The 23,463-nt window shown below is 69.5% G+C and carries 25 protein-coding genes; 15 read left to right on the top strand and 10 right to left on the bottom strand.

What is annotated here, in order from left to right:
- Positions 1–54 precede the first annotated feature (54 nt).
- Both ipdE2 and G6N26_RS20305 read left to right on the top strand, forming a co-directional pair.
- Complete coding sequence (gene ipdE2 / locus G6N26_RS20310; protein ID WP_067171461.1) at positions 55–1,005, top strand: acyl-CoA dehydrogenase IpdE2; 951 nt, start codon at positions 55–57, stop codon at positions 1,003–1,005.
- A complete protein-coding gene (locus tag G6N26_RS20305) occupies positions 1,002–2,168 on the top strand; it encodes a pyridoxal phosphate-dependent aminotransferase (RefSeq protein WP_067171463.1) in 1,167 nt (388 codons plus the stop codon). The genes ipdE2 and G6N26_RS20305 overlap by 4 nt, the downstream gene beginning before the upstream one ends.
- 18 nt (positions 2,169–2,186) lie before the next feature.
- Here G6N26_RS20305 and G6N26_RS20300 read toward each other — a convergent pair whose 3' ends face one another.
- Positions 2,187–3,017 carry an arylamine N-acetyltransferase family protein gene (locus G6N26_RS20300; RefSeq protein WP_083019834.1) on the bottom strand — a complete coding sequence of 277 codons (831 nt, stop codon included), beginning with the start codon at positions 3,015–3,017 and terminating at the stop codon, positions 2,187–2,189.
- Between the two features lie 36 nt (positions 3,018–3,053).
- Between G6N26_RS20300 and G6N26_RS20295 the strand changes: the two genes are divergently transcribed.
- Complete coding sequence (locus tag G6N26_RS20295; RefSeq protein WP_067171467.1) at positions 3,054–3,497, top strand: YybH family protein; 444 nt, start codon at positions 3,054–3,056, stop codon at positions 3,495–3,497.
- A gap of 95 nt (positions 3,498–3,592) precedes the next feature.
- Positions 3,593–4,054, top strand: coding sequence for a hypothetical protein (locus G6N26_RS20290; RefSeq protein WP_083019832.1), 462 nt, complete (start codon positions 3,593–3,595; stop codon positions 4,052–4,054).
- A gap of 7 nt (positions 4,055–4,061) precedes the next feature.
- Here G6N26_RS20290 and hsaB read toward each other — a convergent pair whose 3' ends face one another.
- The 4 genes from hsaB to hsaA are packed head-to-tail and all read right to left on the bottom strand — an operon-like array spanning position 4,062 to position 7,590.
- On the bottom strand, positions 4,062–4,625 hold the full coding sequence (hsaB, locus tag G6N26_RS20285; protein WP_067171471.1) for a 3-hydroxy-9,10-secoandrosta-1,3,5(10)-triene-9,17-dione monooxygenase reductase subunit: 564 nt from the start codon (positions 4,623–4,625) through the stop codon (positions 4,062–4,064).
- Between the two features lie 2 nt (positions 4,626–4,627).
- Positions 4,628–5,530 carry an iron-dependent extradiol dioxygenase HsaC gene (gene hsaC / locus G6N26_RS20280; protein ID WP_083019830.1) on the bottom strand — a complete coding sequence of 301 codons (903 nt, stop codon included), beginning with the start codon at positions 5,528–5,530 and terminating at the stop codon, positions 4,628–4,630.
- The gene (gene hsaD / locus G6N26_RS20275) at positions 5,530–6,402 is read right to left on the bottom strand and encodes a 4,5:9,10-diseco-3-hydroxy-5,9,17-trioxoandrosta-1(10),2-diene-4-oate hydrolase (RefSeq protein ID WP_067171474.1); all 873 of its coding nucleotides are present in this window, start codon (positions 6,400–6,402) and stop codon (positions 5,530–5,532) included. The genes hsaC and hsaD overlap by 1 nt, the downstream gene beginning before the upstream one ends.
- Positions 6,403–6,405: 3 nt before the next feature.
- Positions 6,406–7,590, bottom strand: a complete 1,185-nt coding sequence (hsaA, locus tag G6N26_RS20270) for a 3-hydroxy-9,10-secoandrosta-1,3,5(10)-triene-9,17-dione monooxygenase oxygenase subunit (RefSeq protein WP_067171476.1) — start codon at positions 7,588–7,590, stop codon at positions 6,406–6,408.
- 158 nt (positions 7,591–7,748) lie between these two features.
- Between hsaA and G6N26_RS20265 the strand changes: the two genes are divergently transcribed.
- Both G6N26_RS20265 and G6N26_RS20260 read left to right on the top strand, forming a co-directional pair.
- A complete protein-coding gene (locus G6N26_RS20265) occupies positions 7,749–8,843 on the top strand; it encodes a ferredoxin--NADP reductase (RefSeq protein WP_083019828.1) in 1,095 nt (364 codons plus the stop codon).
- Positions 8,844–8,895: 52 nt separating this feature from the next.
- Positions 8,896–9,429 (top strand): hypothetical protein, encoded by a 534-nt coding sequence (locus tag G6N26_RS20260; RefSeq protein ID WP_083019845.1) that lies wholly within the window; start codon positions 8,896–8,898, stop codon positions 9,427–9,429.
- Positions 9,430–9,442: 13 nt separating this feature from the next.
- Here the strand turns inward: G6N26_RS20260 and G6N26_RS20255 are convergent, their stop codons facing one another.
- Positions 9,443–10,336 carry an SDR family oxidoreductase gene (locus G6N26_RS20255; RefSeq protein ID WP_083019826.1) on the bottom strand — a complete coding sequence of 298 codons (894 nt, stop codon included), beginning with the start codon at positions 10,334–10,336 and terminating at the stop codon, positions 9,443–9,445.
- A gap of 85 nt (positions 10,337–10,421) precedes the next feature.
- Between G6N26_RS20255 and G6N26_RS20250 the strand changes: the two genes are divergently transcribed.
- On the top strand, positions 10,422–10,994 hold the full coding sequence (locus G6N26_RS20250) for a TetR/AcrR family transcriptional regulator (protein WP_067171482.1): 573 nt from the start codon (positions 10,422–10,424) through the stop codon (positions 10,992–10,994).
- On the opposite strand, the gene G6N26_RS20245 is transcribed toward G6N26_RS20250, so the two are convergent.
- Positions 10,991–13,129 carry an acyl-CoA dehydrogenase gene (locus G6N26_RS20245; RefSeq protein ID WP_083019823.1) on the bottom strand — a complete coding sequence of 713 codons (2,139 nt, stop codon included), beginning with the start codon at positions 13,127–13,129 and terminating at the stop codon, positions 10,991–10,993. The genes G6N26_RS20250 and G6N26_RS20245 overlap by 4 nt on opposite strands.
- Positions 13,130–13,488: 359 nt before the next feature.
- Between G6N26_RS20245 and kstR the strand changes: the two genes are divergently transcribed.
- Positions 13,489–14,088, top strand: coding sequence for a cholesterol catabolism transcriptional regulator KstR (gene kstR / locus G6N26_RS20240; RefSeq protein WP_008263559.1), 600 nt, complete (start codon positions 13,489–13,491; stop codon positions 14,086–14,088).
- A 6-nt stretch (positions 14,089–14,094) separates the two neighbouring features.
- Here the strand turns inward: kstR and G6N26_RS20235 are convergent, their stop codons facing one another.
- Entirely contained in the window at positions 14,095–15,183 is a 1,089-nt protein-coding gene (locus tag G6N26_RS20235) for a LacI family DNA-binding transcriptional regulator (RefSeq protein WP_067171486.1), read from the bottom strand.
- A 127-nt stretch (positions 15,184–15,310) separates the two neighbouring features.
- Between G6N26_RS20235 and G6N26_RS20230 the strand changes: the two genes are divergently transcribed.
- From G6N26_RS20230 to G6N26_RS20200, 7 genes are read left to right on the top strand one after another with little or no spacing between them, the layout of a single operon-like run.
- Positions 15,311–16,213, top strand: a complete 903-nt coding sequence (locus G6N26_RS20230; protein WP_083019822.1) for a metal ABC transporter solute-binding protein, Zn/Mn family — start codon at positions 15,311–15,313, stop codon at positions 16,211–16,213.
- Positions 16,210–17,031: a metal ABC transporter ATP-binding protein gene (locus G6N26_RS20225; RefSeq protein ID WP_083019820.1), complete on the top strand. Its 822-nt coding sequence runs from the start codon at positions 16,210–16,212 to the stop codon at positions 17,029–17,031. Before G6N26_RS20230 ends, G6N26_RS20225 begins: the two co-directional genes overlap by 4 nt.
- Positions 17,031–17,891, top strand: a complete 861-nt coding sequence (locus tag G6N26_RS20220) for a metal ABC transporter permease (protein ID WP_067171491.1) — start codon at positions 17,031–17,033, stop codon at positions 17,889–17,891. Before G6N26_RS20225 ends, G6N26_RS20220 begins: the two co-directional genes overlap by 1 nt.
- A 46-nt stretch (positions 17,892–17,937) precedes the next feature.
- Complete coding sequence (locus tag G6N26_RS20215; RefSeq protein WP_067171493.1) at positions 17,938–18,648, top strand: sensor domain-containing protein; 711 nt, start codon at positions 17,938–17,940, stop codon at positions 18,646–18,648.
- A 22-nt stretch (positions 18,649–18,670) separates the two neighbouring features.
- Entirely contained in the window at positions 18,671–19,429 is a 759-nt protein-coding gene (locus G6N26_RS20210) for a LamB/YcsF family protein (protein WP_067171495.1), read from the top strand.
- Entirely contained in the window at positions 19,429–20,346 is a 918-nt protein-coding gene (locus G6N26_RS20205) for an MBL fold metallo-hydrolase (protein WP_083019818.1), read from the top strand. The genes G6N26_RS20210 and G6N26_RS20205 overlap by 1 nt, the downstream gene beginning before the upstream one ends.
- 13 nt (positions 20,347–20,359) lie before the next feature.
- On the top strand, positions 20,360–21,601 hold the full coding sequence (locus G6N26_RS20200; protein ID WP_083019816.1) for an SLC13 family permease: 1,242 nt from the start codon (positions 20,360–20,362) through the stop codon (positions 21,599–21,601).
- On the opposite strand, the gene G6N26_RS20195 is transcribed toward G6N26_RS20200, so the two are convergent.
- Together G6N26_RS20195 and rlmB are read right to left on the bottom strand one after the other, a co-directional pair.
- On the bottom strand, positions 21,598–22,524 hold the full coding sequence (locus G6N26_RS20195) for a glycerophosphodiester phosphodiesterase (protein ID WP_083019814.1): 927 nt from the start codon (positions 22,522–22,524) through the stop codon (positions 21,598–21,600). The genes G6N26_RS20200 and G6N26_RS20195 overlap by 4 nt on opposite strands.
- Positions 22,525–23,457 (bottom strand): 23S rRNA (guanosine(2251)-2'-O)-methyltransferase RlmB, encoded by a 933-nt coding sequence (gene rlmB, locus G6N26_RS20190; RefSeq protein ID WP_067171503.1) that lies wholly within the window; start codon positions 23,455–23,457, stop codon positions 22,525–22,527.
- Positions 23,458–23,463: the final 6 nt, after the last annotated feature.

Here is a 23,463-nt window from a genome sequence, read left to right as displayed (position 1 = left end):
CCACTACCCGCGCCGAGACGATGCAGAGCGTAGCGATGAGGAGGAGCGGCGCCCATGACTGAAGAACGCGAGCTACTCCGCGAGACGGTCGCCGCCCTGGTGGCCAAGCACGCCGGTCCGGCGGCGGTGCGCGCCGCCATGGAGTCCGAGCGTGGCTACGACGAATCGCTCTGGCAGCTGTTGTGCGAGCAGGTCGGCGCCGCCGCCCTGGTGATACCCGAGGAGCTGGGCGGCGCCGGCGGCGAATTGGCTGACGCCGCAGCGGTTTTGCAGGAGCTGGGCCGCGCCCTGGTGCCCTCCCCGCTGCTGGGCACCACGCTGGCCGAGCTGGCGCTGCTGAGCGCCACCGAGCCGGACGCCGCGGCGCTGGAAGCCCTGGCCGAGGGGACCGCGATCGGGGCGCTGGTGCTCGATCCCGACTACGTGGTCAACGGCAACATCGCCGACGTGGTGGTCGCCGTAGAACAAGACCGGCTCAGCAGGTGGACCCGATTCAACGCGCAGCCCCTCACCGCCATGGACCCGACCCGGCGCCTGGCTCGGGTGCAACAGCAGGAGGCCGAGGCGATCGGCACGGACCCGGGCCTGGCGGACAAAGCCGCCGTCCTGCTGGCCGCCGAACAGATCGGCGCCGCCGAACGCTGTCTGGAACTGACCGTCGAATACGCCAAGGACCGAGTGCAATTCGGCCGGCCGATCGGCAGCTTTCAGGCGCTCAAGCATCGGATGGCCGACCTGTATGTCACGATCGCCGCGGCGAAGGCGGTCGTGTCCGACGCGTGTGAGGACCCCACCCCCACCAACGCCGCCGCCGCCCGGCTGGCCGCCACCGAGGCGCTGAACACCGTGGCCGCCGAAGGCATCCAGCTGCACGGCGGCATCGCGATCACCTGGGAACACGACATGCACCTGTACTTCAAACGCGCCCACGGCAGCACGCATCTGCTGGATTCGCCGCAACGGTTGCTTAGCCGGTTGGAATCCGAGGTACTCAAGACGCCGTGACCGACCGTGTCTCGCTGCGCGCGGGCATCCCACCGTTCTACGTGATGGATGTCTGGCTGGCGGCCGCCGAACGACAGCGCAGCCACGGCGATCTGGTCAACCTGTCGGCCGGTCAGCCCAGCGTGGGAGCGCCCGAGCCGGTGCGGGCGGCCGCCGCGACGGCCGTGCATTCCAACGAGCTGGGTTATTCGGTGTCGCTGGGCATTCCCGAGCTGCGCGCCGCGATCGCCGCGGATTACGGGCGCCAGCACGGGCTCGACGTCGAACCCGACGCGGTGGTGATCACCACGGGCTCCTCGGGTGGTTTCCTGCTGACCTTCCTGGCCTGCTTCGACGTCGGCGACCGGGTGGCGCTGGCCAGCCCCGGTTACCCGTGCTATCGAAACATCTTGTCGGCGTTGGGATGCGAGGTGGTGGAGATCCCCTGCGGGCCCCAGACCCGCTTCCAGCCCACCGCGCGGATGCTCGCCGAGCTCGACCCACCGGTGCAGGGCGTCATCGTGGCGAGCCCCGCCAACCCCACCGGAACCGTCATCGCGCCCGAGGAGCTGGCCGCGATCGCCTCCTGGTGTGATGCGTCCGGGGCGCGGCTGATCAGCGACGAGGTCTACCACGGACTGGTCTACGAGGGCGCGCCGCAGACCAGCTGCGCGTGGCAGACATCGCGAAATGCCGTGGTGGTCAACAGCTTTTCAAAGTACTACGCGATGACGGGTTGGCGTCTGGGTTGGCTGCTAGTGCCGGCGGAGCTACGCCGGGCGGTCGATCGGCTCACCGGGAACTTCACCATCTGCCCGCCCGTGCTGTCGCAACTGGCCGCGGTGGCCGCCTTCACCCCGGAAGCCACCGCGGAGGCCGACGGCCACCTGCACCACTACGCGTCCAACCGCTCGCTGCTGCTCGACGGGCTGCGCGGCATCGGCGTCGAGCGCCTCGCCCCCACCGACGGCGCCTTCTACGTCTACGCCGACGTCTCTGATTTCACCGACGACTCGATGGAGTTCTGCTCAAAACTGTTGGCGGAGACCGGCATCGCCATCGCGCCCGGCATCGACTTCGACACCACCCACGGCAACTCGTTCGTCCGGCTGTCCTTCGCCGGGCCCACCGCCGACATCGAGGAAGCGCTGCGACGGCTCGGACCGTGGCTGTCGGCCCGCTAGCGGAAGCGGGCGATGCGCCTAGGCGTCGAGCACCTGCCCGATGCGTTCCTCGAGCGCGCTGCGCTCGCCGATGCCGGCCACGTCGATGCCGAATCGCTCTGCGAGCACATCGACGACCGCCGCCGCGTCGTCCAGCCGGATCTTCTCGCTGCCCTCGGCGCGGTGGATGGTCAGGTTGCGACCGGCCAGGTTGTAGCGGGCGTCGTCGGTCGTCAGCGCGGCCGTCAGCCCGGTCACGAAGATCGATTCGGGGTGCGTGGAGACGTACCAGCTGCCCACCCTCAGATCGACCTGCGGCGCGGTCTGGGTGCCGAACACGTACAGCGACTTCCACTCGTCGCGGACCAGGGCTTGCAGCACCAGGCCCTCGCCGCGGTCGTTGAGCCGGTACGGCTCGTGCGTGGTCTGCTGGGCGTTTCCGGTCTCGAAGCGGATGGGGGACGTCGGTGTCTGGCCGCCGAAGCCGACGTCGACCAGGTACGAACCCTGCGAGCCCGGGAACGTCACCGCCAGCACCGTGTGGGTCTGGGCGCTGGGCGGCGCGTCGGGCGGCAACATCCAGACCACCCGCCCGGCCAGGCGGCGCACCCGGAACCCGATCTCGGCCAGCACGTAACCCATCAGACCGTTCTGCTCGTAGCAGTAGCCACCACGTCGCCGGTACACCAGCTTGTCGGTGAGGGCCTCCGGACTCAGGTCGTCGACCGGCACCCCCATCAGCGGATCGAGGTTCTCGAACGGGATCGATCCGGTGTGCGCGGTCACGAGTCCTTGCAGAACGTCGCGCGTCGGTGCGGTGGGGCCGTCGTAACCGACCCGCTCGAAGTATCCGGTCAGGTCCAATGCCATATCGCTATTCTGGCGCAACGCCTTAGCATCTCGGGCATGACCGACTTTTCGGAGCTGCCGGCCGCGGACCAGGAAGCCATCGGCAGGACGCTGCTGACCCTGCTGAAAGCGTTCGACGACCGCGACGCCGAGCCCTTGCGACGCGTGTACGCCGACGACGCCGACTGGGTCAACGCGTTCGGGACCGTCAAGCGTGGACGTGACGACATCGTCGACTACCTGCGCGGACTCTTCGCCGACGACAATTTCAACCGCGGCGAACTGCGCGGCCCGCCGGAAACGAGCTTTCGGGTGCTGACCCCGGACGTAGTGCTGGTCTCCGCACACTTACAGGTCAAGGGGCAGGGGCTCGTCGGCGGCGGGACGATCGATCGCGACAATTTTTCGCTGCGTGCGCTCCAACGGCAAGGCGATGGATCCTGGCTCATCGTTTCGGAAATGTTTCAAGACGCCAACCCCGAGACCAGTTACGCGCGATAGGACCGCGCTGTTCGGGTCGTTTCATTTCTGCCGGATATGGGGATCCCGGTGGGGACGGGCTGCAGCACCGCCACACCTTCGAACCGGAGCCCATCATGAACAGCAACACCGTCTGGATCGTCATCGCCGCAGTTGCGGCGGTCCTCGTGATCGTCGCCCTCGCCGTCGCCGCCCGCAGAGCGCGCATGCGCCGCCGCGAAAGGGAAGCCGAGGGCATTCGCGAACAAGCCACGTTGGAGACCGCCAAGGTCGAGCGCCGCGAGGCGCTAGCCGCTGAGACGGCCGCGAAAGCCCGTGCCGCACAGGCCGAAGCCGAGGCCAAGGCGGCAGAAGCCGCCCGGTTGCAGGATCGGGCGTCAACCCATCAAACCGAGGCGGCGTCCTCACGCGAACAGTTGGACGAACAGTGGAAGCGCGCCGAGCGCCTCGACCCGAAGGCGAGGACCGAGACCGGGGACAACGCCCCGGCCGACCGCGACTCCGCGTGGAGCCAGGACCAGCCGGTACCGGACAACTCCCCCACCATGGACATGACGGCCGAGCGTCACCGCCGATAGGACGCCGCTACAGCCAGGTGTCCTGGGTGGTGGTGGTGAGGAACGCTTCCAGGTCGTCGCGCCACTGCGCCGGCGTGGTCTTGTCCGGTTCGATGCCGGTGTATTCGCCGCGATAGAACAGCAGCGGGCGCGGCTTGATCTTGGGGGCCTCCGAAAGCGATTGCACCGCACCGAACACCACGAAGTGGTCTCCACCGTCGTGCGCGGAGGAGACCGTGCAGTCGATGTAGGCCAGCGACCCGTCGATGATCGGGGAACCGAGATCGGAAGGGTGCCAGTCGATGCCGGAGAACTTGTCGGGCTCCTTGGAGCCGAAGCGGGCCGAGACGTGCTTCTGGCTCTCGGTCAGCATGTTGACGCAGAACCGGCCGGAGGCCTCGATGGCCTTCCAGGACCGCGACACCTTGGTGGGGCAGAACAGCACCAGCGGCGGGTCCAGCGACAGCGCCGCGAAGGACTGGCAGGCGAAGCCGACGGGCACGTCGTCGTGCACGGTGGTGATGATCGTGATGCCGGTGCAGAACTGGCCCAGCACCTGCCGGAAGGTCCGCGGATCGATGGGCGCTGACATGGTCAGCCGCGCATGCCGACGGTGAAGTCGTGGCCCCACAGGCTGACGGCGGTGCTCTCCCGGGCGACCCAGTCGTTGTCTTCGACTTGCCTTCCCTCACAACCGAACTCGATGTCAAATCCGCCGGGCGTCTTCATGTAGAAGGACAGCATCAGGTCGTTGACGTGACGGCCCAGGGTGGCCGACATGGGCACCTTGCGGCGCAGCGCCCGGTCCAGGCACAGCCCCACGTCGTCGGCGTTCTCGACCTCCATCATCAGGTGCACGATGCCGCTGGGCGTCGGCAGCGGCAGGAAGGCCAGGCTGTGGTGGCGCGGGTTGCAGCCGAAGAAGCGCAACCAGGCGGGCGCCCCGTCGGCGGGCCGTCCCACCACCTGCGGCGGCATCCGCATCGAGTCGCGCAGCTTGAACCCGAGGACGTCGCGGTAGAAGTGCAGCGCCTCGTCGTCGTCGCGGGTCGACAACACCACGTGTCCCAGGCCCTGCTCACCGGTGACGAACTTGTGCCCGTAGGGGCTGACCACACGGCGGTGCTCGAGGGCGACACCGTGGAAGACCTCCAGGCAGTTGCCCGAGGGGTCGGAGAACCGGATCATCTCGACGACCCGGCGATCGGCCAGTTGCGCGGCGGTGGCTTCCTTGTAGGGGACGCCCTCCAGGTCGAGCCGGTCCCGGATCTCTTGCAAGCCTTCGGCGTTCGCGCACTCCCAGCCGGCTTCCATGAGGTGGTCGCGCTCACCGGGCACGATCACCAGCCGGGCCGGGAAATCGTCCATCCGCAGATACAGCGCGCCCTCGGTGTTCCCGCTGCCCTCGACCATGCCGAGAACCTTGCACCCGTACTCGCGCCAGGCCGCCATGTCGGTGGCCTCGATGCGCAGGTAGCCCAGCGAACGGATGCTCATCACGCACCTCCCAGGAAATCGATGGTGAGCTTGTTGAACTCGTCGAACTTCTCCACCTGCGCCCAGTGCCCACATTGCCCGAAAACGTGAAGCTGCGCACGCTTGATGGTCTTGAGCGCGACCAGCGACCCGTCCAGGGGGTTGACCCGGTCCTCACGCCCCCAGATCAGCAGCACCGGCTGGCGCAGCCGGTGCACCTCGCGCCACATCATGCCGAGCTCGAAATCGGCGCCCGCGAACGACATTCCCATCGCCCGCGTCGCCGTCAGCGATTCGGGCGTGCTCGCCAGCGCGAACCGCTCGTCGATCAAGTCGTCGGTGATCAACTTCTGGTCGTAGACCATCACCCGCAGGAACGCCTCGAGGTTGTCGCGGGTGGGCTCGGCCGAGAACTTGCCCAGCCGCTTGACGCCCTCGGTGGGGTCCGGTGCGAACAGGTTGATGCTCAACCCGCCGGGACCCATCAGCACCAGGCGGCCGGCCAGGTCGGGGTAGTCCAGGGCGAACCGCACCGCGGTGCCCCCGCCTAACGAATTGCCCACCAGCGGAACGCGTCCCAGGCCGAGCTGGTCGAAAAGGCCCGCCAGGGCCCTGGCCGCGTAGTGGTTGAACTGCCCGTGCTCGGCGCGCTTGTCGGAATGGCCGTAGCCGGGCTGATCGACGGCCAGCACGTGAAACCGCTCGGCCAGCACTCCGATGTTGCGCGACCAGTTGGTCCAGCTCGCCGCCCCGGGACCGCCGCCGTGCAACAGCACGATCGTCTGGTCGTTGCCGACACCCGCCTCGTGGTAGTGCAGCTTCAGCGGCCCGTCGACGTCGACCTCGATGAACCGCGAGGTCGACTCGAAAGTGAGTTCCTCTGTCGCGGTCATGCGCTAGACCATCGTGTCGCCGGGCGGCAACCCGAACTCGTTGTTCCCGAAGATCTGGTAGGCCCGCTCGGGGTCGTTGGCCGCGTGCACCCGGCCCGCGTGCGCGTCGCGCCAGAACCGTTGCACCGGTTGGTCATTGGCCAGGGCGGTGGCCCCGGAGGCCTCGAACAACCGGTCGATGGAAGCGATCGCCCTGCCGGTGGCGCGCACCTGGTCGCGGCGGGCGCGGGCGCGCAGGTTGAACGGGATCTCCTTGCCGGCCGACAGGAGCGCGTACTCGTCGGCGACGTTGCCGCTCAGCTGGCGCCACGCCGCGTCGATGTCGCTGGCCGCCTCGGCGATGCGGACCTTGGCGAACGGGTCGTCCTTGGCCTTCTCGCCCGCGAACGCCGCACGCACCCGCTTGCCCTGGTGCTCGACGTGCGCGTCGTAGGCGCCGTAGGCCATGCCGACGATCGGCGCCGAAATGGTGGTGGGATGCATTGTGCCCCAAGGCATCTTGTAGACCGCAGCGGTGTTGGTCTCATACCCGCCGGCGGTGCCGTCGTTCATCGCCTTGTAGGACAAGAACCGGTGCCGCGGCACGAAGACGTCCTTGACGACGACGGTGTTGCTGCCGGTGCCGCGCAGGCCGACGACGTGCCACACGTCGTCGATGCGGTACTCGCTGCGCGGGATCAGGAAGCTACCGAAGTCGACCGGGCGGCCGTCCTTGATCACCGGGCCACCCAGGAACGCCCACGTCGCGTGGTCACAGCCCGAGGACCAGTTCCACGCGCCGTTGACCAGGTAGCCGCCGTCGGTCACCACGCCGGCGCCCATCGGTGCGTACGACGAGGACACCCGGGTCTTGGGGTCGTCGCCCCAGACCTCCTCCTGGGCCTGCTGGTCGAACAGCGCCAGGTGCCAGTTGTGCACGCCGATGATCGAGCTCACCCAGCCGGTGGAGCCGCAGGCGCTGGCCAGCCGCCGGACCGCCTCGTAGAACAGCGTCGGATCGCACTGCAGGCCGCCCCACTGCTCGGGCTGCAACAGGGTGAAGAAGCCCACGTCTTGGAGATCCTGAACGGTCTCGTCGGGCAGCCGCCGCAGATCCTCCGTCGCCTGAGCGCGTTCCCGGATCTGCGGAAGCAGATCATCGATGCCAGCCAGAACCGACTGCGCATCACGCTGTTGAATGGACGTCACTTAAGTTTGCCTCCTGGGCCAGACTTACACAGCGGACTTACACCAGAGACTAGAACACGTTCCGATTTGTGTCGAGCAGGGTATTCCTGCGGCTGGTAGCGATACGAATCCACTTTTCTGTAACATGTTCTAGTTGCGACAACAGGAAGGCACGGGCCTTGACCGAGGCTGATCTGGACCAAGCGCTCGACGAGCCACTCGGTGACCACGTCCTGGAACTGCAGATCGCCGAGGTCATCGCCGAGACCGACGACGCGCGGTCGCTGGTGTTCGCGGTGCCCGACGACGAAGGCGACCCCGACATCCCACCCGAGCGGCTGCGCTACTCACCGGGCCAGTTCCTGACGCTGCGCGTTCCCAGCGAGCGCACCGGGTCGGTGGCGCGTTGCTATTCGTTGTGCAGCTCGCCGTTCACCGACGACGCCCTGGCCGTCACGGTCAAACGAACCGCCGACGGATACGCCTCCAACTGGCTGTGCGACAACGCGCGCGCGGGCATGCGCATCCACGTGCTGGCCCCGTCGGGCAACTTCGTGCCCAAGACGCTGGGCGACGACTTCCTGCTGATGGCCGCGGGCAGCGGGATCACCCCGATCATGTCGATCTGCAAGTCGGCGCTGGCCGACGGCGGCGGGCAGGTGACGCTGGTCTACGCCAACCGCGACGAAGATTCGGTGATCTTCGCCGAGGCGCTGCGCGACCTGTCCGCCAAATACCCCGACCGGCTCACCGTCGTGCACTGGCTGGAATCGCTACAAGGCCTGCCCAGCGTCGCCGCGCTGGCCAAGCTGGCGGCCCCCTACACGGACCGGCCCGTCTACATCTGCGGGCCGGGCGCGTTCATGGATTCCGCCAATGAGGCGCTGGAGTCGCTGAAAGTCCCTGCGCCGCAGATACATATCGAAGTGTTCAAGTCGCTGGAATCGGATCCGTTCGCGGCGGTGAAGATCGAGGACACTCCCGAAGGCGACCAGCCCCCCGCCACCGCGGTGGTGGAGCTCGACGGCGAGACCCACACCGTGTCGTGGCCACGCAACGCCAAGTTGCTCGACGTGCTGCTGGCCAAGGGCCTCGACGCACCGTTCTCCTGCCGCGAGGGTCACTGCGGCGCGTGCGCCTGCACCCTGCGCAGCGGCAAGGTCAACATGGAGGTCAACGACGTCCTCGAGCAGCAGGACCTCGACGAGGGCCTCATCCTGGCCTGTCAATCCCACCCCGAATCTGATTCGGTAGAAGTGACCTACGACGAGTAGTCGCGGGGTTAGGTTCACCCTGAAAGTCAGCACACCGGGAGGGATGGCGGCGATGATGCGGCTGGTATCGGGATTCGCGGTCGCCGCGGCGCTGCCGATGTTGCTGCCCACCGGGGTGTGCGCGGCGGCGAGCAACACCGCCACCACGCTGTTCCCGCTGGACGGACCCAACCAGCTCGAGACACGGGTGATCCTCAACTGCTTCAAAGCCGACGGCCACTGCGACTTCACCGCCGGCGCGGACATGCTCACGCCCGACGGGGTAACCGGCTTCCCGCCCGGTCTGTGGGCGCGGCAGACCACCGAGATCCGCTCCTCGAACCGGCTGGCCTACCTCGACGCGCACGCCGACGGCCAGTACGAGCGGGTGCACAAGTCGATGGGTTCCGACGAGATCACCACGATCTACATGGGTGAAGGCCCCCCGGAGAAGTACCAGACGAACGGGCGCATCGACTCCACCGATTGGCAGACGGGACAACCCAAGACCGACAACAACGTCATCGCCTGCACCCACATCCAGGTCGTCTACTCCGGGGTCAACATCACCTCCCCCAGCACCTGCGCGCAGACCACGTTCTCTTGAGTTCCCCTGGTTCTCAGTCCGGATAGGCGCCGGTTTCCAGGTCGTCGAGAAGGCTTGGGCCCGTGGGTTTCCAGCCGAATCGTTGGCGGGTCAGCGCGCTCGACGAGGGCTGGTCGACGGCGAACAGGGCGCCGAGCGGGCCGAAGCCCTCGGCCGGTGCGGAGTCGACGGGCACCCCGAGCCGACGGCCGACCACCTCGGCGATAGCCCGCATCGGGTCGCCTTCGTCACCTACGGCGTGCAGTATCGAGCCGGGCGGGGCCTGCTCGAGGGCCAGCCGGAACAACGACGCCGCGTCGTCCCGGTGCACCGCGGGCCAGCGTTGCGCGCCGTCGCCCACGAAGGCCGACACCCCGCGCCGGCGCGCGAGCTGAATCAGCATGCCGGCGAAGCCGTAGCGCCCGCCGGCGTCATGGACCGACCGCGGCAGCCGCACCACGGCCGATCGGACGCCGCGCTCGGCCAGGTCGATCACGGCTTGTCCGGTGCGGCCACGACCGGCCATCGGCCCCTCGGCGTTGAACGGGTCGTCCTCGGTGCTGGAGCGACCGGCCACCGCGGGGGTGCCGCTCGCGAGCACCAGTGGCTTACCGGTATCGACGAGCGCGGCCCCGAGGGCTGCGACCGCCCGGGCCTCGTCCCCGATCGCGTCTGCGATCACGTCACCGGTACCGCCGAAATCGTGCGAGAACGCCAGGTAGGCGACGCCGTCGGCGTCGACGGCAGCCTGACGCAACACGTCAAGGTCGGTGACGTCGCCGCGCAGCGGCTCGCCGCCGAGTCCGCCGATGGTCGCCGCCGCGGCCTCCGAGCGGGCCAGGCCCACGACCTGATGGCCGGCGGCGAGCAGTTCCGTGACGACGGCCGAGCCGATCCCTCCGCTGGCGCCGGTGACGAATACGCGCACGAGCAGCTCCTTCCGTGTGATGAGACATTTGTCCCATCACCCTACACCCGTGACGGGACAATGGTCGCATCACTATGGTGGTGCCATGGCCCGGTGGGAACCCGATGCGCGCGAACGCCTGGTCGCGGCCGCACTCGACCTGTTCAACGAACGGGGTTACGACGAGACGACGGTCACGCAAATCGCCGAGCGCGCCGGCCTGACGAAAAGCACGTTCTTTCGGCACTTCCCGGACAAGCGGGACGTGCTGGCGGCCGGCCAGGACGCGATCGCGCAACTACTGCGCGAGGGCATCGCCGGCGCGCCCGCCGACGCGACACCGCTGGCCGCCGTGTGCGCCGGCCTGAAGTCGGCCGCGGCGGCGTTCACGTCGTTCAACCGGGACCTCGCGCCCAGGCTCAAGGCCGCGATCGCCGCCAGCACCGAACTTCAAGAGCGCAACGCGCTCAAACAGATCGGGCTGGCGCGCGCGGTGGCCGAGGCGCTCCAGGCTCGCGGCATACCCGAACCGACGGCGGTGTTGGCCGCCGAACTCGGTGCGCTGGCGTTCAAGACGGCCTACGCGCGCTGGGGCGAACCGGACGACGACCGAGACCTGGGCGCCATGGCGTGCGACGCGCTGCACGAATTACACGCCGCCGCAGCCGATCTCGGCTAGCGCGGCAGACCGAGCAGGCGTTCGGCCGCCACGGTCAACAGGATCTGCTCGGTGCCGCCGGCGATCGTGAGGCAGCGGGTGTTGAGGAAGTCGAATACCGCCCGGTCGTCGTCGGCCCGGCGGTCGACGAGGCCGCCACCTGGCGCGGCATCCATCGTGAATTCGGCCAGCGCCTGGCGGTAGCGGACGCCAATGAGTTTGCGCACGCTCGATTGCGCGCCGGGGTCCTGACCACCCACCGCGAGCTGAGCGATGCGCTGGTCCAGCAGCGCGCCGGTCTGCGCCAGGATGATCAGCCGCGCCAGGCGGTCCTGCTCGGCGACGTCGAGATCCCTTGCCGCCAAAAGCGCTAACAGCTCTTCCATCGGGTTGCCCAGCGCGGTGCCGTTGGCCATCGCCACCCGCTCGTTGGCCAGCGTGGTGCGGGCCAGCCGCCACCCGTCGTTGACCTCACCGACCACCATCTCGTCGGGCACGAACACGTTGTCCAGGAACACCTCGTTGAACAGCGAGTCGCCGGTGATCTCGCGCAGCGGCCGGATGTCGATGCCGGGCGATTTCATGTCGACCAGGAAGTAGGTGATGCCTTTGTGTTTCGGGGCATCGGGGTCGGTGCGCGCCAGGCACACGCCCCAGCGCGCCTTGTGCGCCGCGGACGTCCACACCTTCTGCCCGGTCAGCAGCCAACCGCCCTCGCCGCGAACCGCTTTGGTGCGCAGCGACGCCAGGTCGGAGCCCGCGCCGGGCTCGGAAAACAGTTGGCACCACAGGAATTCGCCGCGCAACGTGCCGGGCACGAATTGCTCGATCTGCTCCGGTGTGCCGTGCTCGAGGATGGTCGGCGCCGCCCACCAGCCGATCACCAGGTCCGGCCGTTCGACGCCGGCCGCGGCCAGCTCCTGATCGATCAGCAGCTGCTCGGCCGGGGACGCGGCCCGTCCATACGGCTTCGGCCAGTGCGGCGCCTGCAGGCCGGCCTCGGCCAGACCCACCTGCCGCTTTTCGGCGGGCAGCTCGGCGATCTCGGCGACGGCCGCGGCGATCTCGGCGCGGCTGCTCTCGACCTCGGTGAGGTCGATGCTCAGGCGCCGGCGCACGCCGTCCTGGGTGAGCGCGGTGATGCGCCGCAGCCAGCGCTCGGGCCCGCCCAGGAACCGGCCGATGGCATGCGCCCGGCGCAGGTACAGGTGCGCGTCGTGCTCCCAGGTGCAGCCGATGCCGCCGAGCACCTGGATGCAGTCCTTGACGTTGGCCTTCACCGCGGTGATGCAGGTGCTCGCGGCCAGCGCCGCCGCGATGGAGAACTGGGATTCGTCGCCGTCGGCGGCGGCCCGCGCCGCGTCCGAGGCGGCCACCTCGGCCTGCTCGGCGCGGCACAGCATCTCGGCGCACAGGTGCTTGATGGCCTGGAAGCTGCCGATCGGCTTGCCGAACTGCTCGCGCACCTTGGCGTAGTCGACGGCGGTCTCCAGCGCCCATCGGGTGATGCCGGCCGCCTCGGCCGACAGGACCGTCGCGGCCAGTTCCTCGACGCGCCCGCCGTTTTCCGACACGACAGTGGCCGGGGCCGAGCTGAGCACCACCCGGGCCAACGGGCGGGAGAAGTCGGCGGCCTGCAGCGGTTCGAGCAGCACGCCCTCGCCGCCGGCATCGATCAGCAGCCACTTCCCGTCGGCCGGGGCCAGCAGGACGGCGCCGTCGGCGACCCCCAGCGCGTACGACAGCGTGCCCGACGCCGTCGACGTCGCGGCGTCGAACCGCACGTCGCCTTCGAGCGCGAGCCCGGCGAAGCGCTCCCCGGCGGCCAGCGCCTCGAGCAGTTCGGGATCGGTGACGACGAGGGTCGCGAGCGCGGTGGTCGCGACCGGCCCGGGGATCAGCGCTTTGGCGGCTTCCTCGACCATCGCGCACAGGTCTTCGATGGACCCGCCCGCCCCGCCGGTTTCCTCCGGAATCGCGACGCCGAAGATCCCCAGTTCGGCCAGCCGGGAGAACACCGGCCGCCACGCGTCGGGCGTGCCCTGCTCGACGTCGCGGATCGCCGTGGTGCCGCCCGGTCCCGACGTCGCGTTGCGGGCCCAGTCGCGCACCAGGGCGCGCGCGGCAAACTGCTCATCGGTGACGGTCGCTACCACCTGAGAGGACCTCCGCGTCCTTGACTCGACGTGACAAGGGGCTGGCTGGCACCCGTGTCCTGATTGTCCGATCTTTCCGCAAGCGGGGACATCTCCACCACGAGTTGGCGCGCAACCCGCTCACCGAAGACTAGAACGTGTTCTAATAGTGCCAGTGATCGACCGTCAAGTCGAACGCCATCGCAGCAGCACATGCGCTTGTCCCCGGCGGTATGGAGGTGGGAAATTCACACGCACAATGCGTATCGTTTGCAAACGAACCGCCCGGAACAGGAGCAAACCGTCACATGCCAGCCAGCGCCAACTCGAAGGCTAGTTCGAGCCGCGTTTCCGACTCGCAGCCGCGCGAGGTCATAAACGTGGCGGTTCTGGCGGAGTCCGAACTCGGGTCGGAGGCGCAGCGGGAACGCCGCAAGCGCATCCTCGATGCCACCATGGCCATCGCGTCCAAGGGCGGCTACGAGGCGGTTCAGATGCGCGCGGTGGCGGATCGCGCCGACGTGGCGGTGGGGACGCTGTACCGGTATTTCCCGTCGAAGGTGCACCTGCTGGTGTCGGCGCTGGGCCGCGAGTTCGGCCGCATCGACGCCAAGACGGACCGCTCGGCGATGACCGGGGGCACGCCGTTTCAGCGGCTGAACTTCATGGTGGGCAAGCTCAACCGTGCGATGCAACGCAATCCGCTGCTGACCGAGGCGATGACGCGCGCCTACGTTTTCGCCGACGCGTCGGCGGCCAGCGAGGTCGACCAGGTCGAAAAGCTCATCGACTCGATGTTCGCGCGCGCGATGGCCGACGGCGAACCGACCGAGGACCAGTACCACATCGCCCGGGTGATCTCCGACGTGTGGCTGTCGAACCTGCTCGCCTGGCTCACCCGCCGCGCCTCGGCCACCGACGTCAGCAAGCGGCTGGATCTGGCCGTGCGGTTGCTGATCGGCGACCAAGACTCCAAGTAGCGGCGCTCACGCCGGCGGGCCGGCGGTGCGGCCGCGAATCAGCTCGGTCTCGAGGAGTTCTGAACTTTCCGTGACCGGCAGTCCCGAGCGCGGTGGCTTCAGCAACAGTTCACCGGCGCGGCGCCCCTTGTGCAGGCTCGACTGCGACACCGTGGTCAGGCCGCGGTTGATGGCCTCGGGCACGCCGTCGAATCCGGTGACGGTCAGCTGGCCGGGCACGTAAATGCCATGCGCCCGTAGGTAATCCATGGCGGACAACGCCAGGATGTCCGCGGTGCACAGCAACGCGGTGATGCGCGGATTGGTCTCCAACGCCACCTTGGCGGCCGCGCCGCCCGATTCGGCCAGATGCTCGTAGCTTTCCACCACGGTCAGCGAATCCGGGTCGATGCCGGCGGCCGTCATCGCCTCCCACACGCCGATGATGCGCTCGCGTTGCACGTCGAAGGCGGGAGAACGCAACCGCTCGGCGTCCACCAGACCCTGGCGCCGGTCCCGGCCGAGCCGCATGGTCAACAGCCCGATCTCGCGATGACCCAGGCCGAGCACGTAGTCGGCGAGCTCACGCATTGCCGCGCGGTCGTCGATGCCCACCCGCGAGGCGCCGGCGAGATCCTTGGGCTGATCGACGACCACGACCGGCAGCCGCCGCTGCAACACCACCTGCAGGTAGGGATCGTCGTCGCACACCGAATACACCACGAAGCCGTCCACGCCGGCCGACAGCACGGCGTCCGTTCCCTCTTTCAGGCTGCGGCTGGGCCCCACGGCCACCAGCAGCAGCCCCTGTCCGGCCGCCTCGCAGGACTGCGCCACCCCGGTGACGAAATCCCGTGCGGCCGGGTCGCTGAAGAAATAGGTCAGCGGCTCGGCCATCACCAGGCCGACCGCCCCGGCTTTGCGGGTCCGCAACGATCGCGCCACCGGGTCGGGGCCGGCGTAGCCCAGCCGCTTGGCCGTCGCGAGCACGCGTTCACGCAGGTCGGCGGAGAGTTGATCGGGACGGTTGAACGCGTTCGAGATCGTCGTGCGCGATACGTTGAGCTCGTCCGCCACCGACGCCAGGGTCGCACGCCGGCGCGGTGGGGGGCTCACGTTCGGTGACGCTACAGCGGATTGGCGCGCGGCCCATGCGCTTCCGACCGCCGCTTTGTAATGGAAACGATTTTCATTAGTATTGTGCATCGGCTTGCTGGCGGTCGGGAGGAAATCGGACGTGCGCATGGCACTGACGCGTGGGCTGGCGGCCGTACTGGCCGTGGCCGGCTCAGCGGTGCTGGCCGGCTGCGGCGGCCACCCGGCACACCCGCACGCGTCCGCCGTCGTCGCCTCCACCGACGTGTGGGGCAGCGTCGCGCGCGCCGTCGCCGGCACCCATGTGGCGGTCAAGTCCATCCTGAGCGGCGCGGAAACCGACCCGCATTCCTATGAGGCCAGCCCCTCGGACGCCGCCGCCATCGCCGACGCCGCGCTGGTCGTCTACAACGGCGGCGGCTACGACGGCTGGGTCGACGACGTGCTGGCCCGCCAGCCCGGCGCCAAGCCGGTCAACGCCTACTCGTTCCTCGAGAACGACGGGCAACCACGCAACGAGCACGTCTTCTACGACCTGAGCGTCGCGAAGGCGGTGGCGGCCGCGATCGCCGACCGGCTCGCGACCGTCGACCCGGGCAACGCCGCCGACTACCGGGCCAACGCCGCCGCGTTCGAACGCGACGCCGACGCCGTCGCCGGCACCGAACGCGGCGTCGCCGCCACCTATCCCCACACCTCGGTCGTGGCGACCGAGCCGGTCACCTTCTACCTGCTGAAGGCGACGGGGCTGGTGAACCGGACCCCACCCGCCTTCGCGGCGGCCATCGAGAACGAAACCGACCCGGCGCCGGCCGATCTGGCGACGGTCCTCGACCTGATCGACCGGCGTCAGGTGTCGGCGCTGATGGTCAACCCGCAGACCTCCACCGCCGCGATCAGCAGCCTGCGCGACACCGCACGGCGCGCGGGTGTGCCGGTCACCGAGGTGGCCGAGACCCTCCCGGACGGCGCGGATTACCTCAGCTGGCAACGCAATACGGTCGAGCACCTGCTGGCTGCGCTGCAGTCGGGCCGGCCCGTCCAGCCATGAGGATCGAAACGCCCCCGGCCGTCGACCGGCACGCGGACACCGTGTCGCTGCGCGGGGCCCGCCTGGCGTTCGGCGACCGGGTGTTATGGGACCACCTGGACCTGTCGGTGTCGCGCGGTGAGTTCATCGCGGTGCTCGGCCCCAACGGCAGCGGCAAGACGTCGCTGCTCAACGTGCTCCTCGGACAGCTGTCGCTGAGCGCCGGCGTCGGGTTGGTGAACGGAAAGCCGATCACCTCGGGCAGCGGGCGCATCGGCTATGTGCCGCAACACCACCCACTGGACCACGACGTGATGCTGCGGGGACGAGACCTGGTTCGGCTAGGTATCGACGGCCGGCGCTGGGGCGCCGTCCCGCTGCGGTCGCGCGACCGGGCCCGGCGGCGCGAGGCCGTCGCTTACGCGCTGAGCCAGGTCAACGGCGACCGCCTGGCGGATGTCCGGGTCGGCGTGATGTCGGGCGGCGAGTTGCAGCGGGTGCGCATCGCCCAGGCACTCGTCAGCGACCCGACGCTGCTGCTCTGCGACGAGCCGCTGCTCACGCTGGACCCGGCGAACGCGAAGCGGGTGTCGGCGCTGATCGAGCGGCGCCGCCAGGAGGCGGGGACCACGGTCATCGTCGTCACCCACGAGATCAACCCGATCCTGCCGTATGTGGACCGCGTGCTGTACCTGGTCGATGGCCGATTCCGGATCGGCACCGTCGAAGAGGTGATTACCAGCCAGACGCTGTCGGCGCTGTATCGGTCCGACATCCAGGTGGTGAAGGTCAAGGACGGCTACGTGGTGGCCGGCGAGCACACCGACGGGCACGGCTGATGGAACATCGGCTCGCCGACGTGGGCAACCACCTGTTCTCCTTCGACATCACCGCCCACCTCCTCGGCCACGACTTCGTGCAGCAGGCACTGGTGGCGGCCGCGCTGCTGGGGCTGGTGGCCGGGCTGATCGGGCCGTTCATCGTGATGCGGCAAATGTCGTTCGCCGTGCACGGGTCCAGCGAATTGTCGTTGACCGGAGCCGCTTTCGCGTTGCTGGTCGGATTCGGGGTGGGCGTGGGCGCCCTGATCGGCAGCGCGCTGGCGGCGGCGTTGTTCGGCGTCCTCGGGCGGCGCGCCCGGGAACGCGATTCGGTGATCGGGGTGGTGCTGGCGTTCGGCCTGGGCCTGGCGGTGTTGTTCATCCATCTCTACCCGGGCCGGACGGCGACCAGTTTCGCCCTGCTGACCGGTCAGATCGTCGGAGTCGGCTACACGGGGTTGACGATGCTGGCGCTGGTCTGCCTGCTCGTCATCGCCGTGCTGGCAACCTGTTACCGCCCACTGCTGTTCGCCACCGTGGACCCCGACGTCGCCGCCGCCCGCGGCGTGCCGGTCCACGCGCTGGGGATCGTGTTCGCCGCGCTGGTCGGGGTGGTGGCGGCCCAGGCGGTGCAGATCGTGGGGGCGCTGCTGGTGATGTCGCTGCTGATCACGCCGGCGGCCGCGGCGGCCCGGGTGGTCACCTCCCCGGCGGCGGCCATGCTGACCTCGGTGGTGTTCGCCGAGGTGGCCGCGGTGGGCGGGATCGTGTTGTCGCTGGCGCCGGGCGTGCCGGTCTCGGTGTTCGTCGCGAGCATCTCGTTTCTGATCTACCTGGTCTGCTGGCTGGTGGGGCGGCGGCGTGAGGCGGCCGCCTAAGCTGATCGCACATATCGGCTTACGTCGGGAAGGGCTGGGAAAGGCCATGGCGCGCCGGCACATCGCTGTTTTGGTGCAGGCGGCGCTGTGCACCCTCGCGGCCGGCTGCACCACCGTGGTCGCCGGCAGCGCCATGCCCGCAGACACCTCGGGCCCGCTGCCGCACACCCCGGTGGCCGTCGCGGCCCTGGACGGTCTGCTGCTCGGCGCGGACACGATCAACTCCGTGCTCTCCGCGGGGATGCGGCTTCGCGACAGCGCGACGGCGATGTGGGATGCGAGCCCGATTTTCAGCGACAAGAACTGCCTGGCAATGGACGGCCCCGCTCAAGAAGCCGTCTACGCGGACAGCGGATGGACCGCGATGCGCGGCCAACGCTTCGACGACAGCTTCGACGATCCCAGGGTCCGGAATGCTTCCGCCGCCGAGGCGGTGATCGCCTACCCCTCGGCGCGCCAGGCGAACGCCTTCTACGACGCCTCGGTGCGACGATGGTTCGCCTGCGCCGATCGCAAGTTTTTCGAACATCCCACGGGCAAGCCCGAAGTCGTGTGGACCGCGGGCGAGGCTCACAAAGTCGGCGGGACCCTCAGCACGTCGAAAGTTCAGGAGTCCACTGACGGCTGGACGTGCCAGCGGGCGCTGACCGTGCGCAACAACGTCGCCATCGACGTCGCCACCTGCGGCTCCTTCCTGGCGGGCGGGTCCGCGGTCGACATCGCCCAGCAGATCGCGGCCAAGGTCGCCCGCCAATAGCCGGCCCCCATAAGCTGGGCGGGTGGCCGGTATCGACCTCAACGCCGACCTGGGCGAGGGATTCGGCGTCTGGCGCCTGGGTGACGACGACGCCATGCTCGAGATCGTCACCAGTGCCAACGTGGCGTGCGGTTTCCATGCCGGCGACCCGGCGGGCCTGCTGCGGGTGTGCCGGTCGGCCGCCGCGCGCGGGGTGCGCATCGGGGCGCAGGTGAGCTATCGCGACCTGGCCGGGTTCGGCAGGCGCTTCATCGACGTCGCCGCCGAGGATCTCATCGCCGACGTGGTGTATCAGATCGGCGCGCTGCAGGCGATCGCCCGCGCGTCGGGTTCCGTCGTGTCCTACGTGAAACCGCATGGGGCGCTGTACAACACGATCGTGACCAACGCCGAGCAGGCCGCCGCGGTCGCCGAGGCGGTGCGCCTGGTGGACGACGGCCTGCCCGTGCTGGGCATGGCCGGTTCGGCCTTCTTCGACGAGGCCGCCAGCCGCGGGCTGCGCACCGTGGCCGAAGCCTTCGCCGATCGGGCCTACCGGCCGGACGGGCGGCTGGTCTCCCGCCGCGAACCCGGCGCGGTACTGCACGATCCGGCGGTGATCGCCGAGCGCGTCGCGACCATGGTGACCTCGGGTCAGGTCACCGCGATCGACGGGAGCGATATCGGCGTGAGCGTGGAATCGGTTTGCGTGCACGGTGATTCGCCGGGAGCGGTGCAGATCGCCACCGCGGTCCGCGATCGCCTCAGGGCGGCGGGCACCGACCTGCGGGCCTTCTGCTGATGCGGCTCAAACTCGGGCGTCCCGACATCGCACGGTACGCGGACCGATTCGACGCCCCCGCGGCCGCGCCCGACGCGCTGTCGGTGACCTGGATGGGCGTGGCGACGCTGCTGATCGACGACGGCTCGTCGGCGGTGCTGACCGACGGCTACTTCTCCCGACCGAGCCTGGCCAAGGTCGCGGCGGGCAAGGTGGCGCCGTCACCGGCGCGCGTCGACGGATGCCTGGCCCGGGCCAAGGTGTCGCGACTGGCCGCCGTCATCCCGGTGCACACCCACATCGACCACGTGCTGGACTCCGCGCTGGTCGCCGATCGCACCGGAGCGCAGCTGATCGGCGGCCAGTCGGCGGCCAACGTCGGGCGCGGCTACGGGCTGCCGGAAAATCGGATTGTCGTCGCGGTCGACGGCCAGCCAATTCAGTTGGGCGCCTATGAGATAACGCTGGTAGAGTCCCACCACTGCCCGCCCGACCGGTATCCCGGGGTGATCGATGAGCCGCTGATCACCCCGGTGAAGGCCTCGGCGTACCGCTGCGGGGAGTCGTGGTCGACGCTGGTGCACCACCGGCCGACGGGCCGGCGGCTGCTGATCCAGGGCAGTGCCGGTTTCGTCAAGGGGGCGCTGGCCGGCCACCGCGCCGATGCCGTCTACCTGTCCGTCGGGCAACTCGGGCTGCAGCCGCGGTCGTATCTGGTCGACTACTGGGCCGAGACCGTGCGCGCGGTCGGGGCGCGCCGGGTGACCCTCATCCACTGGGACGACTTCTTCCGCCCGCTGACAAAGCCGTTGCGCGCCTTGCCCTATGCGGGCGACGACCTCGACGTCTCCATCCGCATCCTCGATGAGCTCGCCGCCGCCGACGGTGTCGCGCTGCACCTGCCGACAGTGTGGCGGCGCGAGGACCCGTTTCAGTGATGCGGTCCAGACCTTGGCACTGACCCTTGCGCTGTTGCTGCTTGCCGTTGTCCTGGCGTTCGCCGTTGCTCGCCCGCGGGGTTGGCCGGAGGCGCTGGCGGCGGTTCCGGCCGCCCTCATCCTGATCGCGGTCGGCGCGATCTCGGTCCAGCAGGCGGCCAAGGAGATCGCCGACCTGTCCGGGGTCGTCGCGTTCCTGGGCGCGGTGCTGGTGCTGGCCAAGCTGTGCGACGACGAGGGCCTGTTCGAAGCCGCCGGCGCGGCGATCGCGCGGGGGCGCGTCGGGTCGGGCACCCTGCTGCGACGGGTCTTCGTGATCGCCTCGGTGATCACCGCCGTGCTGAGCCTGGACGCCGCCGTGGTGCTGCTGACCCCAGTGGTGCTCGCCGCCGTGCGGCGGCAGCGCACCCGGGTACGGCCCTACGCCTACGCCACCGCCCACCTGGCCAACGGCGCCTCGCTGCTGCTGCCGGTGTCCAACCTGACCAACCTGCTGGCCTTCCACACGGCCAACATCTCGTTCACGAAATTCACGCTGGTGATGGCGCTGCCTTGGCTCGGCGCGGTGGGCACCCTCTACGTGATTTTCCGGTGGTTCTTCGCCGAGGACCTGCGGGTGCAGCCGAACCCGGAGGAACTCGGTGCGCCACCACGCCCGCCGGTGTTCGTGTTGGTGGTCGTCGCCCTGACGCTCGCCGGCTTCGCGGTCGCCCAGTCGGTGGGGGTGGCGCCGGCCTGGGTGGCGCTGTGCGGCGCCACGGTGCTGGCGGCGCGCAGCCTGCGCCGCCGGCACACGTCGGTGCCAGAGATCGTGCGCTCGGTCAATGTGTCGTTCTTGGTGTTCGTGCTGGCGCTGGGCGTCGTGGTGCAGGCGGTCATGCTGGGCGGGATGGACCGGGCGATGTCGGCGGTGCTGCCGTCGGGCTCGGGCCTGCCCGCCCTGCTGGCGATCGCCGCGATCGCGGCCGCGCTGGCCAACGTCGTCAACAACCTGCCCGCCACGCTGGTGCTGCTGCCGCTGGTCGCGCCGGCCGGGCCGGTGGCGGTGCTCGCGGTACTGATCGGGGTCAACATCGGCCCCAACCTGACCTACGTCGGGTCGCTGTCGAACCTGTTGTGGCGACGCGTGCTTCGCAAGCACGACGTCGATGCCGGGGTCGGCGAGTACACCCGCCTCGGGGTGTGCACCGTGCCCGCGTCGGTCGTGGTGGCGGTGCTCGCGCTGTGGGCGTCGGCGCGGGCGTTGGGCGTCTAGCCCCGCCGGTATGCCGGCGGCAGCGGCATGGACAGCTCGGCGAGCACGCCGCGCAGCGCCGTCGGATAGTCGGTGATGATGCCGTCGACCCCGTACCCGATCTGCTCGCGCATGTCGTCGGCCGTGTTGACCGTCCACGGAATGACCTTGAGGCCCAACGCATGCGCGCGGTCGACGTACGGCGTGCCGGTGACCAGCCGGTAGTCCGGTGCGACGGCGTCGGCGCCCACTGTCAGCGCGCCGATCAGCGGATCCCCGGGCGCCTGCTCGTCATACAGGGCCACCAACGGGATCGACGGTTCGGCCCGGCGCACCAGCGGCAGCGTGCGCCAGTCGAAGCTCTGTATCTCCACGCGCTCGAGCTTGCCCGCGGCCCGGACCGCGGCCAGTATCACGTCGACGAACTCCTGCGGCTCGGCCGACGCGCCGGGCGCATCGGCCTCCACCTTGGTTTCGATGTTGTAGCGCACGGTGTCGGCGCGGTAGGAGTCGGCGAGCGCGAAAACCTCAGGCAACGTGGCGATCTTGTTGCCCCGCACCACTTCGGCATGCGGGAATCCGTCCAGCCGTCGGCCGCAGTCCAGGGTGCGGATCTGCGCCAACGTGAGCTCGTGCACGAGTTTGCCGACATAGGGATACTGCGGGTCCCCGGCGGCCGCGGGCGCGGTGTCGGCGCATTTCTCGGCCGCGATCGTCGGATCGTGCCACACCAACGGTCGCCGGTCCCGGGTGAGCACGACGTCGAATTCCAGTGTGCTGACGCCCAATTCGAGTGACCTGGCGAAGGCCCGCAGTGACTGCTCGGTGGCCTCCCCGCGCCCGCCGCGGTGGGCCTGCAGATCGAAGTCGGGCGCCTGCGCGGCGGCCGGTGGGGCCAGGAGCACCGTCGATGCCAGCAGGGCGGCAACGAGGCGGGCGATCACCTAGCCCCTGCGCTGACGGGAGATCTCGGCGAGCACCACCCCGGCGGCCACCGAGGCGTTCAGCGATTCGGCATTGCCGGCCATCGGAATCGACACGACCTCGTCGCAGTTCTGCCGCACCAACCGCGACAGACCTTTGCCTTCCGACCCGACGACGACCACGATCGGGTCGGTGCCGTCCAGGTCGTCCAGCGTGGTGTCGCCGCCGGCGTCCAGCCCGATCACCCGCAGGCCGCGGTTCGCCCAATCCGTCAGTGTCCTGGTGAGATTGGTGGCCCGGGCCACCGGTAGGCGGGCCGCGGCGCCGGCGCTGGTGCGCCAGGCCACCGCCGTCACCGAGGCCGACCGCCGCTGTGGGATCAGCACGCCATGGCCGCCGAACGCGGCCACCGAACGCACGATGGCGCCCAGGTTGCGGGGGTCGGAGATGTTGTCCAGCGCGACCAGCAGCGCCGGGGGCGAACCGGTCGCCGCCTCCAGCAGGTCGTCGGGGTGGGCGTAGTTGTACGGCGGCACCTGCAACGCGATGCCCTGGTGCAGATGGTTGCTGGTCATCCGGTCCAGGTCGGTGCGCGGCACCTCCAGAATCGCGATGCCCAAATCGGCTGCGCGGGAGACGGATTCGGTCAGCCGCTCGTCGGCTTCGCTGCCCAGCGCCACGTACAGCGCGGTCGCCGGCACGCCGGCGCGCAGGCATTCCAGCACCGGGTTGCGGCCCAGCACCGTCTCGGTCTCGTCAGTCCTACCGCGCGCGGGGCGGCGCGACGGCGACTGGGCGCGCTTGGCGGCGGGGTGGTTGGGGCGCAGGTGCGCGGGCGGCGTGGGGCCGCGGCCCTCCAGCCCGCGGCGACGCTGGCCGCCCGAACCGACGGTGGGGCCTTTCTTGGTACCCGCCTTGCGGATTGCCCCGCGGCGGCGTGAATTGCCGGCCATGTCCGC

Origin of the sequence: Mycobacterium marseillense, from assembly GCF_010731675.1 — a bacterium.
Lineage (GTDB): Bacteria > Actinomycetota > Actinomycetes > Mycobacteriales > Mycobacteriaceae > Mycobacterium > Mycobacterium marseillense.
Note: the sequence above shows the minus strand (reverse complement) of the source record. Positions and strands in the feature narration are given on the sequence as shown.